General features: G+C 71.6%; 16 protein-coding genes. 5 read left to right on the top strand and 11 right to left on the bottom strand.

The features are described from left to right. Positions 1 to 100 precede the first annotated feature (100 nt). The 7 genes from ABEA26_RS08580 to ABEA26_RS08605 all read right to left on the bottom strand — a co-directional run bounded on the left by ABEA26_RS08580 (position 101) and on the right by ABEA26_RS08605 (position 6492). On the bottom strand, positions 101 to 1555 hold the full coding sequence (locus ABEA26_RS08580; protein WP_345590697.1) for a peptidoglycan D,D-transpeptidase FtsI family protein: 1455 nt from the start codon (positions 1553 to 1555) through the stop codon (positions 101 to 103). 156 nt (positions 1556 to 1711) lie between these two features. After that, a complete protein-coding gene (locus tag ABEA26_RS08585; protein WP_345590699.1) occupies positions 1712 to 2374 on the bottom strand; it encodes a response regulator transcription factor in 663 nt (220 codons plus the stop codon). 216 nt (positions 2375 to 2590) lie between these two features. Continuing rightward, on the bottom strand, positions 2591 to 3859 hold the full coding sequence (locus tag ABEA26_RS08590; RefSeq protein ID WP_345590701.1) for a sensor histidine kinase: 1269 nt from the start codon (positions 3857 to 3859) through the stop codon (positions 2591 to 2593). After that, the gene (locus tag ABEA26_RS08595) at positions 3856 to 4866 is read right to left on the bottom strand and encodes a hypothetical protein (RefSeq protein ID WP_345590703.1); all 1011 of its coding nucleotides are present in this window, start codon (positions 4864 to 4866) and stop codon (positions 3856 to 3858) included. The genes ABEA26_RS08590 and ABEA26_RS08595 overlap by 4 nt, the downstream gene beginning before the upstream one ends. Before the next feature lie 78 nt (positions 4867 to 4944). Next, the gene (locus ABEA26_RS08600) at positions 4945 to 5415 is read right to left on the bottom strand and encodes a GNAT family N-acetyltransferase (protein ID WP_345590704.1); all 471 of its coding nucleotides are present in this window, start codon (positions 5413 to 5415) and stop codon (positions 4945 to 4947) included. Positions 5416 to 5536: 121 nt separating this feature from the next. Beyond that, on the bottom strand, positions 5537 to 5617 hold the full coding sequence (locus ABEA26_RS36280) for a helix-turn-helix domain-containing protein (RefSeq protein ID WP_425587800.1): 81 nt from the start codon (positions 5615 to 5617) through the stop codon (positions 5537 to 5539). Between the two features lie 101 nt (positions 5618 to 5718). Next, the gene (locus ABEA26_RS08605) at positions 5719 to 6492 is read right to left on the bottom strand and encodes an IclR family transcriptional regulator (RefSeq protein ID WP_345590705.1); all 774 of its coding nucleotides are present in this window, start codon (positions 6490 to 6492) and stop codon (positions 5719 to 5721) included. A gap of 186 nt (positions 6493 to 6678) precedes the next feature. Between ABEA26_RS08605 and ABEA26_RS08610 the strand changes: the two genes are divergently transcribed. The 5 genes from ABEA26_RS08610 (at position 6679) to ABEA26_RS08630 (ending at position 11327) form a co-directional block, all read left to right on the top strand. Next, a complete protein-coding gene (locus ABEA26_RS08610) occupies positions 6679 to 8208 on the top strand; it encodes an aldehyde dehydrogenase (NADP(+)) (protein ID WP_345590707.1) in 1530 nt (509 codons plus the stop codon). Between the two features lie 4 nt (positions 8209 to 8212). Continuing rightward, the gene (locus ABEA26_RS08615; RefSeq protein ID WP_345590708.1) at positions 8213 to 8821 is read left to right on the top strand and encodes a DUF1349 domain-containing protein; all 609 of its coding nucleotides are present in this window, start codon (positions 8213 to 8215) and stop codon (positions 8819 to 8821) included. 37 nt (positions 8822 to 8858) lie between these two features. Further along, on the top strand, positions 8859 to 9362 hold the full coding sequence (locus ABEA26_RS08620; RefSeq protein WP_345590709.1) for a GNAT family N-acetyltransferase: 504 nt from the start codon (positions 8859 to 8861) through the stop codon (positions 9360 to 9362). Positions 9363 to 9468: 106 nt separating this feature from the next. Beyond that, positions 9469 to 10194, top strand: a complete 726-nt coding sequence (locus tag ABEA26_RS08625; RefSeq protein ID WP_345590711.1) for a DsbA family oxidoreductase — start codon at positions 9469 to 9471, stop codon at positions 10192 to 10194. Between the two features lie 47 nt (positions 10195 to 10241). Further along, positions 10242 to 11327: an aminotransferase class V-fold PLP-dependent enzyme gene (locus tag ABEA26_RS08630; protein WP_345590713.1), complete on the top strand. Its 1086-nt coding sequence runs from the start codon at positions 10242 to 10244 to the stop codon at positions 11325 to 11327. 92 nt (positions 11328 to 11419) lie between these two features. Here the strand turns inward: ABEA26_RS08630 and thpD are convergent, their stop codons facing one another. The 4 genes from thpD to ectA form a co-directional block, all read right to left on the bottom strand. Further along, positions 11420 to 12316 (bottom strand): ectoine hydroxylase, encoded by an 897-nt coding sequence (thpD, locus tag ABEA26_RS08635; RefSeq protein WP_345590715.1) that lies wholly within the window; start codon positions 12314 to 12316, stop codon positions 11420 to 11422. A 6-nt stretch (positions 12317 to 12322) separates the two neighbouring features. Then, positions 12323 to 12721, bottom strand: a complete 399-nt coding sequence (locus ABEA26_RS08640; RefSeq protein WP_043374438.1) for an ectoine synthase — start codon at positions 12719 to 12721, stop codon at positions 12323 to 12325. 108 nt (positions 12722 to 12829) lie between these two features. Beyond that, positions 12830 to 14101, bottom strand: a complete 1272-nt coding sequence (ectB, locus tag ABEA26_RS08645) for a diaminobutyrate--2-oxoglutarate transaminase (protein WP_345590717.1) — start codon at positions 14099 to 14101, stop codon at positions 12830 to 12832. A 131-nt stretch (positions 14102 to 14232) separates the two neighbouring features. Further along, positions 14233 to 14748 carry a diaminobutyrate acetyltransferase gene (ectA, locus tag ABEA26_RS08650; RefSeq protein WP_345590718.1) on the bottom strand — a complete coding sequence of 172 codons (516 nt, stop codon included), beginning with the start codon at positions 14746 to 14748 and terminating at the stop codon, positions 14233 to 14235. Positions 14749 to 14913: the final 165 nt, after the last annotated feature.

Raw genomic sequence — 14913 nt, forward strand, 5'->3', positions numbered from 1 at the left:
GCCGTGCGCCGGGACGGAATCCGGAACTGTAGCAGCGTCCGACACACCGCCCGTGCGGTGCGTCGAACGCCGTGTGACAGACCGAACCCGTCCGGGAGAGTCAGCTCTTGAGCGCCGCCTCCATCATCGCCTTGGCCACGGGGGCCGCCAGGCCGTTGCCGCTGACCTCGGAGCGGGCCGCGTCGGACTGCTCGATGATGACCGCCACGGCGACCTCCCTGTCCGACGAGTCGGACTCGGCGTACGAGGTGAACCAGGCGTACGGGGTCTTGCTGTTGTTCTCGCCGTGCTGGGCCGTTCCCGTCTTGCCGCCCACGGTCGCGCCGGAGATCTGCGCGTTCGACCCCGTGCCCTTGTCCACGACGGTCTCCATGGCCGACTGCAACTGCTCGGCGGTGGAGGAGCTGACGATCCGCTTCGAGCCGGCGTCGCCGGGGTCCTCCAGGACGTCACCGCCGCTGTCGGTGATCTGCGACACCATGTGCGGCGAGACCAGCTCGCCGCCGTTGGCGAGAGCCGCCGAGACCATCGCCATCTGCAGCGGGGTGGCCGTCACGTCGAACTGGCCGATGCCCGTCAGGGCCGTCGACGACTTGTTCATGTCCTTCGGGTACACGCTGGTGTGGGCCCGCACCGGAACGTCCTGCGTCTCGTCGTTGAACCCGAACTTCTCGGCCGTGGCCCGCAGCGTGTCCTGGCCCAGGTCGACGGCCATCTTCGCGAAGACGTTGTTGCACGAGTACTGCAGCGCGGTGCGGATCGTGGCGTTCTCGCAGGGGGCGTTCGGATTCTCGTTCGTCAGGTCCGTCACGGTGCCCGGCAGCCGGTACGGGTCCGGGCTGTCCGTCTTCTCGTCCACCGATCCGTAGAGCCCGTCCTCCAGCGCGGCGGCCGCCACGACCAGCTTGAACGTCGAGCCCGGCGGCAGCGGCTGGCGCAGCGCCCGGTTGGTCAGCGGCTTGTCCGGGTCCCCGGTGAGCCTCTCCCACGCCTCGCCGGCGGTGTTGGCGTCGGTCAGCGAGCTCGGGTCGTACGACGGGGTCGACACGACCGACAGGATCCTGCCCGTCTTCGGGTCGATCGCGACCGCGGCGCCCTTGGTCTCGCCCAGCGCCTCGAACCCGGCCTTCTGTACGTCCGGGTCGATCGTCGTGACCACGTTGCCCGGCTCGGCCCGGGTGCCGGTGACCGTGTCCATCACCGTCTTCAACCGGGGATCGGTGCCGTTGAGCAGATCCTGGTAGATGCCCTCCAGCTGCGTGGGCGCGTACGCCTGCGAGGCGTAGCCCGTCACCGCCGCGTACAGCTTGCCCTTGTCGTACGTGCGCTTGTGGGCGAGGTCACCCCCCTCCGTGGGCGCCGAGCCGGTGATCGACCGGCCGGCCACGATGATGTTCCCCAGCGGCTCCGCGTACGTCTCGATCGCGTTGCGCCGGTTTTCCTTGTCGTCCGCGAGTGCCCGGCCGTCGTAGAACTGCACCCAGGTCGCCCTGACCAGCAGAGCGAACACCAGGAGCAGCGTGAAGACCGATGCACGCCTGATCGTCTTGTTCATCCCACTGGCAGGACGAACGGCCGGGAGCGAATCGTTCCCATCGCCCCATTTTCTCATCTTCGGTTCATACAACCGGTCTCACGAGACCGGAGTCCGAGACCGGAGTCCGAGACCGGAGTCCGAGACCGGAGTCCGAGACCGGAGTCACGACCGGAGTCACGAGACCGGCTTCGTGAAGCCCGCCTCGTAGGCCCGGATGACCGCCTGGGTGCGGTCCCGGGTGCCGGTCTTGGCCAGTACCGACGCGACATGGGTCTTCACCGTGGCGGGCCCCACCCGCATGCGCTCCGCGATCTCCGCGTTGGCCAGCCCGGTCGCCATCAGGCGCAGCACCTCGCCCTCGCGTTCCGTGAGCCGCGCCACCCAGGCGGGCGGGTCGGGGTTCGCGCGCGCGTGCTCGGCCGCCAGCGTCCGTACCGCCGACGGGAACAGCAGCGTGTCGCTGTGCGCCACCAGCCGTACGGACTGGACGAGGGTGTCGGCGTCGACGCGCTTGAGCAGGAAGCCGGCGGCCCCGGCACGTAGCGCGTCGTAGACGTAGGAGTCGTTCTCGAAGGTGGTCACGACCACGATGCGGGGCGGCTCGGCGAGCGTGGCGAGGATCTGCTCGGTGGCGCGGATGCCGTCGGTCTCGGGCATGCGGACGTCCATCAGGACCACGTCCGGCCGGGTCTCCCGCACGACGGAGACGGCCTCGGTCCCCGTGGCCGCCTCACCGGCGATCTCCAGGTCCGGTTCGGCGGAGAGGATGGCGCGCAGGGCGGTGCGCACCATGCGCTCGTCGTCGGCGAGGACGATCCGGATCGGCGGTCGGGTCATGGGGTCCTCCGTGAGCGGGTCACACGGTCTCCTCGCGGCGGGTCGCACGGCCCCTCCCTACGGCGGGGCACAAGTCCGCCTCCTCGGGACGGGGCTTCCGGCCTTGGCGCGGCGGCGGGCACGAGTCCGCCTCCTCAGGACGGGGCTCTGGGCCCTCGCCTCGCGGCGGGGCGCACGGCCACCTCCCGGCGGATCGTACGGTGTTCTCCGGGCCGGTCATGCCGTGCCCCTCAGCGGCAGTCGCACGTGGAGCCGCCACGTCCCCCCGGCGCCGCCCGCCTGGGCCGCGCCGCCCAGCAGTCGGGCGCGGTCGGTGATGCCGCGCAGGCCATGGCCGCCGCCGGGGCGCGGGGTGCGGGCCTCACCGGTCTCACCGGCGTCACGGAGAGGGTTCTCGACGGTGATCCGCAGTTGATCGTCCAGCACCTCGACGCGCAGGGCCACCGTGACCTGCCCGCCCCCGTGCCTGAGCGCGTTGCTCAACCCCTCCTGCACGATGCGGTACGCCTCGCGGGAGACCAGCGGCGGCAGCGCCTGCGGGTCGGTGGCGACGGTGGCCGTCACCCGCAGGCCGCCCGCACGGGTGCGGCGCAGCAGGCCGTCGAGGTCGGCGCCGAGCGTCGGGGCCGGCGCGGTGCCGGGCGCGTCGCCGTTCCGCAGTACGCCCAGTACGGCGTCGAGTTCGCCGACCGTACGGCGGGTGGTGTCCTCGATCGCGGTGAGGGCCTCGCGGACGAACTCCGGGTCGGTGTCGAGGAGTCGGCGGGCCGCGCTCGCCTGGAGGGTGACCGCGCTCAGGGCGTGGCCGACCGAGTCGTGCAGTTCGCGCGCGAGCCGGTTGCGGACGGCGAGGTCGGCGGCGCGTGCCTCGGCCGCCGCGACCCGGTCCTCGGGGGACGGGCCGAGCAGCGCGGGCGCCCAACGGGCCAGCAGCGCGCCGCACCCGGCGGCGCATCCGGCGAGCGCGACCAGCATCGCGGCCCCCGCGACCGGTGCGAGCGCGAGCGCCCAGGCATGGTGGAGGACACCGGGCAGCCCCGTCCCCTCGTCCCGCAGCGCCGGTACGAAGGGCAGCGCGATCAGCGCGGCCGCGAACGGCGGCACCGCCAGCGACATCCCCGCGATGATCCCGCCGACCCCCAGGTGCAGCGTGAACCAGGCCGCCGTACGCCCCTTCTCGCCCTTCGTCCGGGCGGGCCCGTACGCGAGCCGGTCGGCCGCCACGCCGCACAGCCACCGCACGACGCCGGACTCCAGGGGCCGGGTCAGGGGGAACAGCGAGGTGACGGCGGCGAGCGGCAACCCGAAGGCGAACGAGGCCAGTTGCAGGGAGAGGGACCGGAAGACGTCCGCGTCCCCGGCGACCGGGCCGACGACGACCGAACCGACCAGCACGTACGGCATGGCGAGCGCGCCGCCGAGGATCAGGTGGATCCACCGCAGACGTGCCCGCCGGCCGAACAGGAGCCGGGCGAGTGCGGTCACGGCCGCGTGCGGGCAGTGGCCGACCGCCGGGCGAGGAAGTGGGCGCCGACTGAGGCGAGGAGGAGACCGACGGTCATCTGGCCAGCGTAGGTGAGCGTCATCAGCAGTGCCGGGCGGTCGGCGGGATCGTCGGACGGCAGCAGCGCGGCGAGCAGCAGCCAGCCGCCCCAGCAGGCCGCGGCGCCGGAACAGACCCAGTTCGTCGCGAGGGGCACCGTGACCGGCAGGATCCGGGCACGGCGGAAGGCGAGCAGCAGGGTGCCGGCCACGGCCACCAGGAGGAGGGCGACGTGCATGCCGTCCAGCACCCGGAAGTCAACGGTGCGTTCCGCGGCCGCCCCGAGACCCGCCGTGCCGCCGCACGCCCAGTACAGCCGGACGGCGAGCGGGAACGGGGCGAGGACCGCCGCGGCGACGGCGACGGCCTTGTACCGCGTCCCCACGACGGCGACCGGCAGCTCCCACACCCGTCCGCGCCACAGATGCCCCCAGCGGTCACGCGCGTAGAGCGCGAACAGCGTCCCGAGGGCGAGTCCCTGCACGATGAACCCGGTGTACACGACCGCGAACACCCATGAGTGCAGGAAGGGTTCGTGTCCCGGGCCGGACGCCGTCGCGGTGCCACCGCCGAGCGCCTGCGTCAGGAGCTGCAGCGGGAACCCAACCATGATCGGCGCGAGCAGCCCCGTGGCGACCCACACCGGGAAGGCCAGCGGCCGCGCGGGCACCCGCAGACCCCACGGCCGGCTCAGCACCAGAGCCAGTACGATCACACAGCTGTCCAGCAGGACGGTGAGCCCGTTGCCCACCGCCATGGCGACCCGGTGGTCCAGCAGGACGCTGCCGTCCGGGATCCCGGTCCGGCTCCCCGCGATCCAGGCGACCTTGAGCGTGAGATACGGCAGGCAGGAGACGACGGCGACCGCCCGCAGCAGCCCCCGGGTCCGGGTGGGCGCGGGGGACGGGGCGGCCGAAGTGGCGGAAGTGGGTGCGAGCGTCGGCGTCATGCCTCCACGCTCCCGCGCCAAGGCCCCCCGGCACCTCCTGCGCGCCGACGATCCGCCTCCGCCGCGCGGCGGAGCGGGTCAGCCCGCGAGGTGGAGGACGACCTCGTCGATCTCCTCGCCCCGGGCCGGGGCGAACCCCCGGGCGCGGGCACTCGTCACGAAGCCGCACTTCTCCAGGACCCGCCGCGACCCGGTGTTGTCCGCCGCCGCCCGCGCGTACAGCGGGCGGTCGCGCACCTCGGCCAGCAGCACCCGCAGCGCCGCCGTGGCCACACCCCGGCCCCAGTGGGCGCGGTCCACCCAGTACGTCACCTCGCGCTCGCCCGGCTCCCCGTACACCGCCGCGCTGCCGATGACGTCACCGTCGCCCAGGATCGTCCGTACGACGGCGAGCGAGGCCCGGATCTTCCTCCAGTGGGCCTCGAAGGCGTCCCGGTCCGCCGGATCCTCGGGGGTGAAGGCCGCCATGCTCAGGGCCTCCGGATCGTTCATCTGCCGGAAGAAGACGGGCAGGTCGCTGTCGTGTACCTCGCGCAGAGCGATGTGCATGGGTGACTTCTCCCCGCCCTGGCGGGGCTTCATTCCCTCGCGGGAATGATGTTCCTGTTTCATCGGGCTGCGCCTCCCCGGAGTTCTCCGGGGGTGGTCTTACCGGCCCTCCGCAGGCCTTTCACCTCTCTGCCAGCAGCTCCGTCTGTTCGCTGGTCGGGTAGAAGCGGTACTTGTACGCCCGCTTCACGATCTGGGACACGGCTAACGCGATAGCGGATGATCGTGTCAAGGCTCAAGTGCGGCTGGATTCCGGCCATGTCCCCGCCCCGAAGGGCGAGGTTCGCGGCCTTGAGAACCTGATCAGAGCCTACGCGTGGCCAGTGTCAGCCGGTCCCGCGCGTCGAACAGCGCGTCCTTCACCATCTGCTCGTGCGCGGGCGTCAGCCGCGCCACCGGCACCGAGCAGCTGATCGCGTCCCGCGCGGGCGTGCGGTAGGGGACCGCGACGCCGAAGCAGCGCAGCCCCAGCGTGTTCTCCTCGCGGTCCACGGCGAAGCCCCGCTCCCGCACCTGGCGCAGCTCCTCGATGAGCCGCTCCCGGTCGGTGATGGTGTGCTCGGTCAGCGCGGGCAGCGTCTCGGGCAGCATCTTGCGGACCTGCTCGTCGGTGTACGTGCTCAGCAGCGCCTTGCCCAGCGACGTCGAGTGCGCGGGCAGCCGGCGGCCGACCCGGGTGAAGGGCCGCAGGTAGTGCTGCGACTGACGGGTGGCCAGATAGACGACGTTCGTGCCGTCCAGGCGCGCGAGGTGGATGGTCTCCGTGGTGTCGTCGGAGAGTCGGTCCAGCGTCGGCCGCGCCGCCGCGACCACCTCGTCGCCGTCGATGTACGACGTGCCGACCAGCAGCGCCCGCACCCCGATGCCGTACCGCGTGCCCGTGGCGTCCGTCTCCACCCAGCCCAGCTCCACCAGCGTGCGCAGCAGCATGTAGAGACTCGACTTGGGGTATCCGACGGCCTCCTGGACCGACGCGAGGGAGTGCATACCGGGGCGTCCGGCGAAGTACTCGAGCAGCTCGACCGTCCGTACCGCGGACTTGACCTGCGCTCCGCCCCCCGTCTCGACAGCAGACATCGCCCTTGACCCCTTCGTTCGACGGGAAGCTGAAGATATAGTCTCCAACAGCATATTCATCATCAGAGACAGCGTTCAGTATATCGAACGAGTTGATCGCGACGAACGAGTCGCGATCGACCGAGTCCGTACCGGACGCCTCCGATGCAGAGCACGTCCGACGCAGAGCACGTGGAGGGACCCGCGGTGGCAGCAGCACCAGTCTGGAGTGTCGACCCCCGTACCGGGAAGCAGCGTGAACAGGTCGCGGTGGAAGCCTCGGCCCAGGAGGTGGACGCCGCGGTCCGCGCCGCGCACGCCGCCCGGGACGCCCTCGCCGACCGGAGTGTCCGCGCGGCCTTCCTGCGCACCGCCGCCGACGAGCTGAAGGCGGCCGAGAGCACCCTCGTCGAGGTGGCCGACGCGGAGACCGCGCTCGGCCCGGTCCGGCTCACCGGCGAACTCACCCGCACCAGCTACCAGTTGCGGGCCTCCGCCGACATCGTCGACGAGGGCGAGTTCCTCGGCGTCGTCGTCAACCACCCCGACGACACCGCCACCCCGCCCATCCCGGACCTGCGCCGCTACAAGGTGCCCCTCGGTGTCGTCGCCGTCTACTCGGCCTCCAACTTCCCCTTCGCCTTCTCCGTCCCCGGCGGCGACACCGCGAGCGCCCTCGCGGCCGGCTGCCCGGTAGTGGTCAAGGCGCACCCCGACCACCCGGCCCTGTCCGAGCTGGTCGCCAAGGTGCTGCGCCGGGCCGCCGACCGGCACGGCCTCCCCGACGGCGTCCTCGGCCTGGTGCACGGCTTCGAGGCGGGCGTGGAACTGATCAGGCACCCGCTGGTCGCGGCGGCCGGCTTCACCGGGTCCGTACGTGGTGGCCGCGCGCTGTTCGACGCCGCGGCGGCCCGTGCCGTCCCCATCCCCTTCCACGGAGAGCTGGGCTCGCTGAACCCGGTCGTCGTCACCGAGGCGGCGGCCACCGAGCGGGCGGAGGCGATCGGCGCGGGGCTGGCCGGTTCGATGACCCTGGGTGTCGGCCAGTTCTGCGTGAAGCCCGGACTGGTCCTGGTGCCGACGGGCGCCGCCGGTGACGGCCTGGTCAAGTCCCTCACGGACGCGGTCAGCGACACCGACGCCGGCGTACTGCTCGACCACCGCATGCGGGACAACTTCGTCGCCGGCGTCGCCGAGCGCGCGGCGCTGCCCGACGTGGACTCCCCGGTGACGCCGGGCTCGGGCGGCGAGCACACCGTCGCCGCCGGCTTCCTCACCGTACCGGCCGGGCGGCTGGCGGCCCAGGGCGAGCACGACCTGCTTTTGGAGGAGTGCTTCGGGCCGGTCACCGTGGTGGCCCGCTACGAGGACGAGTCCGAGGTGCGGGGCGTGCTGTCCCGGCTGCCGGGCAACCTCACGGCGACCGTGCAGCTCTCCGCCGAGGAGACGGCGGGCCAGGGGCGCGGGGCGGAGATCCTCGCGGAGCTGACGCCGCTCGCGGGGCGGGTGCTGGTCAACGGCTGGCCCACGGGGGTCGCCGTGGCCGCGGCCCAGCAGCACGGGGGGCCGTACCCGGCCACGACCTCGACGTCCACGTCGGTGGGCGGTACCGCGATCGAGCGGTGGCTGAGGCCGGTCGCGTACCAGAACACGCCGGAGGCGTTGCTTCCCGCGGAGCTGCGGGACGGAAACCCGCTGGGGCTGCCTCGCCGGTTCAACGGGGCTCTGGAGCGATAGGGCCATGGATCTCGAGATTCCCGAACTGCCCTTCCCCCTCCGCCCCCACGGCCCCGACGGCGGCTGGACCTACGGGGACGGAGTGCTCACGGGCACGGCCGGACCCCGGCAGGACCGGTTCGTGCCGCCCACCGGCGAGGAGCTGGAGCCCGCCTCCGACGCGCCCCGGCTGCTGGGCGCTCCCGACGGCGACTTCCAGCTGATCGCCCGCGTCACGGTCGGGTTCAACGGCGCCTTCGACGCCGGGGTCCTCTACGTCCACGTCGGCGACCGGGCCTGGGCCAAGCTGTGCCTGGAGTACTCCCCGGCCGTGCCCACCGTCTGCACGGTGGTCACCCGGGGGCACTCCGACGACTGCAACTCCTTCACCGTGGACGGGAGTTCCGTCTGGCTGCGAGTCAGCCGGACCGGACGGGCCTTCGCCTTCCACGCCTCCCTCGACGGCGAGCGCTGGATCTTCGTCCGGCTGTTCACCCTGGGCGACGAGAAGGAGACCGGCGCGGCCCTGGTCGGCTTTCTGGCCCAGGCACCGACGGGGGAGGGGTGCGTGGTGACGTACGACCACCTGGAGTTCCGGCCGTCCGCGCCCGCGGACCTGCGCGACGGCGGCTGACGCAACCGGAGGCCCCGGCTTCCGCGTCCTGCGTTGCATGATCAGCGAACGTGTGACCGGAAGCCGGGTGATCCGCACCGCCCTGCCCGTCGAGGCCGAGACCGTCGCCGCCCTGCACGCCCGAGCCCGGGCGACGTACTACCCGGACGGACTCCCCGACGACGGCTTCGACTGGGTGTCCGTCTGGCGTACCGCCGCCGAACGGCCCGACGGGCACGTGCTCTGCGCCGTGGAACGGGGCGGCCTCGTCGGCATCGCCTCCTTCCGCGTCCCGGAGGACGGCCCTGCGGACACGGTCAAGCTGTTCCAGTTCCACGTCGCCCCCGACCACTGGCGCTCCGGCATCGGCACCGCCCTGCACACGGCCTGCGTCGAACAGTGGCGCGCCGACGGCAGACGGACGGCCGTCCTGGAGGTACACGTCGACAACCGCCGTGCCCAGGCCTTCTACGCCCGCCGGGGCTGGTTCCCCGACCCGGAGAACCCGCCCGCCGAGGGCGACCACCACCTGTTCCTGCGCTTCGACGTGCCGGCAGAATGACGTACCGGGGGAATGACGTACCGGGGGAATGCGGCCCGCCGCCCGGACGTTCACGTGCGAGGCGAAGAGCGCCTCCGCCCCCGTACGACTGGAGAAGAGCCGAGACATGCGCGTCGAGATCTGGAGCGACATCGCCTGCCCGTGGTGCTACGTGGGAAAGGCCCGCTTCGAGAAGGCCCTGGCGGCCTTCCCGCACCGTGAGGGCGTCGAGGTGGTCCACCGGTCGTTCGAGCTGGACCCCGGGCGGGCCAAGGACGACGTCCAGCCCGTGCTGACGATGCTCACCGCGAAGTACGGCATGAGCGAGGAGCAGGCGCGGGCCGGCGAGGACAACCTCGGCGCGCAGGCCGCCGCCGAGGGCCTGGACTACCGTACCCGGGACCGTGACCACGGCAGCACCTTCGACATGCACCGGCTGCTGCACCTCGCCAAGGAACGGGGCCGGCAGGAGGCGCTGCTGGACGCGCTCTACCGGGCCAACTTCGCCGAGGAGCGTTCCGTCTTCGCCGACGACGAGCGGCTCGTGGAGCTGGCCGTCGCCGCCGGCCTGGACGCGGACGCCGCCCGCGAGGTGCTCGCCGACCCCGCCGCCTACGCCGACGAGGTGCGCGCCGACGAGCGGGAGGCCGCGCAGCTCGGCGCCACGGGCGTGCCGTTCTTCGTCCTGGACCGGGCGTACGGCGTCTCCGGCGCCCAGCCCGCGGAGGTCTTCGCCCAGGCGCTGACCCAGGCCTGGGGCGAGCGCACGCCCCTGAAGCTGATCGACGACGGGGGTGCCGAGGCGTGCGGTCCCGACGGATGCGCGGTGCCGGGGGCCGAGAGCCCCAGGTGAGGGCCCGCACATAAGCGTTGCTTGGAGGAACCGCGTAGAAATACGCGATGGACGGGGAGGTGCCGGGGCCGCACAGTGGTGCCATGGAGAGCTTCGAGAACCTCGTCCGTGCCGAGTTCGCCCCGAAGACCACGTACCTGAACACCGCCAGTACCGGCCTGCTCCCCGCCCGGAGCCTCGTCGCGATGCGTGACGCGGCGGCGTCCGCCGCCGAGGGGCAGCCGCTCGACATGTTCGCCGACGTCGAGGCGTGCCGGTCCGCCTTCGCCCGGCTCCTGGGGGTGCCCGCCACCCGGGTCGCGGCGGGCTCGTCGGTCGCCACCTTCAGCGGGCTCGTCGCCGCCTCGCTGCCCGCGGGCGCCGAAGTCCTCACCGCGGAAGCCGACTTCAGTTCCCTGGTGAACCCGCTGCACACGCGCGGCGACCTGAAGGTGCGCAGCGTGCCGCTGGAGCGGATCGCCGACTCGGTGGGACCTGGGACCGCGCTCGTCGCGGTCAGTTCCGTCCAGTCCGCCGACGGACGGATCGCCGACCTCGCGGCGCTGCGGGACGCCGCCCGGGCGCACGGGGCGCGCACGCTGATCGACGCCTCGCAGTCCAACGGGTGGCTGCCGCTGGCCGCGGGCGACTTCGACTTCGTGGCCGCCGTCGGCTACAAGTGGGTGCTCTGCCCACGCGGCGTCGCCTTCCTCGTCGTACCGGAGGACTTCGGTGGGCTGACGCCGCTGTTCGCCGGGTGGGCGTCGGGCGAGCGGCCCTGGGACAGCTGCTACGGCCCCGTCGAGGAACTCGCGCACTCCGCCCGGCGTTTCGACGAGAGTCCGGCTCTCTTCTCCTACACGGGCGCCCGGCACTCCCTGGCCCTGATCGAGGAGTTGGGCGTGGACGCCGTGCACGCCCACGACACCGCCCTCGCCGACCGGTTCCGGGACGGACTGGGCTCCCTGGGGCAGGAGCCGGTGCCCGCGCCGGGATCCGCGATCGTGTCGGTGCCCGGACTGGGCCACCGGCAGGGTGAGCTGGGCCGGGCCGGCGTGCAGGTCTCCGACCGGGCGGGCAATCTGCGGGCCGCGTTCCACCTGTACAACACCGCGGCGGACGTCGACCGGCTGCTGGACGTGCTGGCGGGCTGAGACAGCCGGTGCGCGACAGCGCGGCCGCGACAATATCGGGCAGGGGCCTCCCGTCCCACACGAAAAGGCCCCTGCCCGGGTTCAGACGCGGGTCACTTCACCGGTGTGAAGTCCCGCGCGCCGATGAACTCCGGCCGCCGGATCGGTGCCGCGAACGGCTCGACCGCCGTGTTCTCCACGCTGTTGAACACGATGAACACGTTGCTGCGCGGGAACGGCGTGATGTTGTCGCCCGATCCGTGCATGCAGTTGCAGTCGAACCAGGTCGCCGAGCCGGCCTTGCCGGTGAACAGCTTGACGCCGTACTCCGAGGCCATCTTCGTCAGCGCCTCGTCGGACGGGATCCCCGCGTCCTGCATCTGCAGGGACCTCTTGTAGTTGTCCTTCGGCGTGGCCCCCGCGCACCCGAGGAACGTCTTGTGCGACCCCGGCATGATCATGAGACCGCCGTTGGTGTCGTAGTTCTCGGTGAGCGCGATCGATACGGAGATCGTGCGCATGTTCGGCAGGCCGTCCTCGGCGTGCCAGGTCTCGAAGTCCGAGTGCCAGTAGAAGCCGCTGGCCCCGAAGCCCGGCTTGACGTTGATCCGCGACTGGTGGACGTAGACGTCCGAGCCGAGGATCTGCCGGGCCCGCCCGACCACACGCTCGTCACGCACGAGCTTCGCGAAGACCTCGCTGATCCTGTGGACCTCGAAGACGGACCGGATCTCCTGGGACTGCGGCTCGACGATCGAACGCTCGTCCGCGCGGACGGCCGGGTCGGTGGTGAGTCGCTCCAGCTCACGCGCGTAGACGTCGACCTCGTCCGGTCCGATGAGCTGGTCGATGGCGAGGAAGCCGTCGCGCTCGAGGGACCGCAGGTCACCGGGCGCGACCGGACCGGGGGCGTCCGGGGAGCCCCAGACGACCGGGTCCTGCCGGGGAGTCGCCACCTCGGTGGCGCCGCGGGTGGGATAGAGGTCAGTGACGTTCGTGGTCGTGGTCACGGTGACTCACACCTCCTCGGTGAGCAGCGGGTAGACGCCGTTCTCGTCGTGATCCTCCCGTCCGGTCACGGGCGGGTTGAACACGCAGATGCAGTGGAAGTCCTCCTTGACCTTGAGCGTGTGCCGCTCATGGCCGTTGAGGAGATACATCGTGCCAGGCGTGATGTGGTACGTCTTCCCCGTCTCGCGGTCGGTCAGCTCGGCGTCGCCCTTGGTGCAGACGACGGCCTCGATGTGGTTCGCGTACCACATCGACGTCTCCGTACCCGCGTACAGAATCGTCTCGTGGACGGAGAAGCCGACCTTCTCCTTGGCCAGGACGATGCGCTTGCTTTCCCAGGTGCCGGACGCCGACTTCACGTGCCGGTCGGTGCCTTCGATCTCCTTGAACGAACGGACGATCACGGTGTTGCGATGCCTCCTAGGTGAAGGGTGTGCAAGGGTCCCCGGCGCCCTCGGCCGCGTGGGCCGAGAGCGCCGGAAGTACGGTGCTGCCGGGCGGCGCCGACGGTGTCAGGCGGTCTCGCGCACGGCCCGGGCGAGGGTCTTCATGCCCTCGTCCAGCTCGTCGGTCGTGATGGTGAGCGCCGGGAGCAGCTTGACGACCTCGCTCTCGGGGCCGGACGTCTCGATCAGGAGCCCCAGTTCGAAGGCGCGCGCCGCGACCTTCCCCGCGCGGGCCTTGTCGTGGAACTCCAGGCCCCAGACCAGACCGCGCCCGCGGTACTCCTTGACGTCGGCGAGGTTCTCCTCGGTGATGGCGATCATGTGCTGCTCGACCTGCTCGCCGCGCTTGCGGGTCTGCTTCTCCATCGCCGACCCGTCGGCCCAGTAGGCCTCCAGGGTGGCGGTCGCCGTGACGAAGGCCGGGTTGTTGCCGCGGAAGGTGCCGTTGTGCTCGCCCGGCTCCCAGACGTCCAGCTCCGGCTTGAACAGGGTCAGGGCCATGGGCATGCCGTAGCCGCTGATCGACTTGGAGACGGTGACGATGTCCGGCGTGATGCCCGCCTCCTCGAAGGAGAAGAAGGCGCCGGTACGGCCGCAGCCCATCTGGATGTCGTCGACGATGAGCAGCATGTCCTGGCGCCGGCACAGCTCGGACAGGGCGCGCAGCCACTCGGCCCGGGCGACGTTGATGCCGCCCTCGCCCTGCACGGTCTCGACGATCACGGCGGCCGGCTTGTTGAGGCCGGAGCCCTGGTCCTCGAGCAGCCGCTCGAACCACAGGAAGTCCTCGACGGTGCCGTCGAAGTAGTTGTCGAACGGCATCGGCGTGCCGTGTACCAGCGGGATGCCGGCGCCGGCCCGCTTGAAGGCGTTGCCGGTCACGGCGAGCGAGCCCAGGGACATGCCGTGGAAGGCGTTGGTGAACGACACGATCGACTCGCGTCCCTTCACCTTCCGCGCCAGCTTCAGCGCGGACTCCACGGCGTTGGTGCCCGTCGGGCCCGGGAACATGACCTTGTACGGCAGGTCACGCGGCCGCAGCACCAGGTTCTGGAACGTCTCCAGGAAGCGGCGCTTGGCGGTGGTCGACATGTCGAGACCGTGCGTGACGCCGTCCCGCTCCAGGTAGTCGATCAGCGCGCGTTTCAGGACGGCGTTGTTGTGCCCGTAGTTGAGCGAGCCCGCTCCGGCGAAGAAGTCGAGGTACTCGTGGCCGTCCTCGTCGTACATGCGGCTGCCGAGCGCACGGTCGAAGACGGTGGGCCAGCCGCGGCAGTAGCTGCGCACCTCGGACTCCACGGTCTCGAAGACGCTGAGGTCGGGCTGGGTGATGGTCACGACGAATCGCTCCTCGTTGGGTGAGGGTGGGAGAGGAAGGTCGTACGGGTCCGGGGGACCGGTGCGGTCCCGGCCGGGAAGTCTCGGGGCCGGACGGCCAGGGGTGCCGGGTCGTCCGGGAGGCCGGTCGGTCAGCCGGCGGCCGTGGGCAGGGGACCGATGCGGTACAGGACCTCGGGCTCGTGCGGCCCGTCGGGGAACAGCTCCGTGTCGAACAGAACCTCGCGCTCCAGCCGGGCGCCGTGCCGCTCGGCGAACGAGGTGAACAGTCGCTGGGACGCGGTGTTGTCGGGTGAGATGGTGGTCTCCATGGTGGTCGTCCCGTGTTCCGCGACGGTCCGGGCGGCCAGTCCGTCGAGCAGGAGAGCCGCGACCCTCCGTCCACGGTACGCATGGTCCACCGCCACCTGCCACACGAGCAGGGTGTCCGGCCGGTCCGGCCGTATGTAGCCGGTGACGAAGCCGACCGGCACACCGTGCCCGTCGCGGGCGACGGCCGACGTGGCGGCGAAGTCCCGGCACCAGAGCAGATAGCTGTAGGACGAGTTCAGGTCGAGGACCTCGGAATCCCTCGCTATCCGCCACAGAGCGGCCCCGTCGGCCACTCTCGGACGGTCGATTTGCAGGTCTGCTTGCGCGGCAGTCATGCAAATTGAATTTACCCAGGGAAATTCGAAATTGCATCGCCGGATGGGGTTACGTATGGGCACGCCATGTGTTATCACGCGGGCGCGTGCCGACGCGCGAGGAGGCGGCGGTATGTGGGGGTTTGACCGGGTCATACGCGTACGAAGCGGGCAGCATGTGGATCG

It is taken from the genome of Streptomyces marokkonensis (genome assembly GCF_039539045.1).
Classification (GTDB): Bacteria; Actinomycetota; Actinomycetes; order Streptomycetales; family Streptomycetaceae; genus Streptomyces; species Streptomyces marokkonensis.

Excerpts from the sequence above, each read along its gene's own strand:
- ABEA26_RS08580 (WP_345590697.1), bottom strand. The coding sequence starts at position 1,555 with ATGAACAAGACGATCAGGCGTGCATCGGTCTTCACGCTGCTCCTGGTG.
- ABEA26_RS08585 (WP_345590699.1), bottom strand. The coding sequence starts at position 2,374 with ATGACCCGACCGCCGATCCGGATCGTCCTCGCCGACGACGAGCGCATG.
- ABEA26_RS08595 (WP_345590703.1), bottom strand. The coding sequence starts at position 4,866 with ATGACGCCGACGCTCGCACCCACTTCCGCCACTTCGGCCGCCCCGTCC.
- ABEA26_RS08600 (WP_345590704.1), bottom strand. The coding sequence starts at position 5,415 with ATGCACATCGCTCTGCGCGAGGTACACGACAGCGACCTGCCCGTCTTC.
- ABEA26_RS08605 (WP_345590705.1), bottom strand. The coding sequence starts at position 6,492 with ATGTCTGCTGTCGAGACGGGGGGCGGAGCGCAGGTCAAGTCCGCGGTA.
- ABEA26_RS08615 (WP_345590708.1), top strand. The coding sequence starts at position 8,213 with ATGGATCTCGAGATTCCCGAACTGCCCTTCCCCCTCCGCCCCCACGGC.
- ABEA26_RS08620 (WP_345590709.1), top strand. The coding sequence starts at position 8,859 with ATGATCAGCGAACGTGTGACCGGAAGCCGGGTGATCCGCACCGCCCTG.
- ABEA26_RS08625 (WP_345590711.1), top strand. The coding sequence starts at position 9,469 with ATGCGCGTCGAGATCTGGAGCGACATCGCCTGCCCGTGGTGCTACGTG.
- ABEA26_RS08630 (WP_345590713.1), top strand. The coding sequence starts at position 10,242 with ATGGACGGGGAGGTGCCGGGGCCGCACAGTGGTGCCATGGAGAGCTTC.
- ectA (WP_345590718.1), bottom strand. The coding sequence starts at position 14,748 with ATGACTGCCGCGCAAGCAGACCTGCAAATCGACCGTCCGAGAGTGGCC.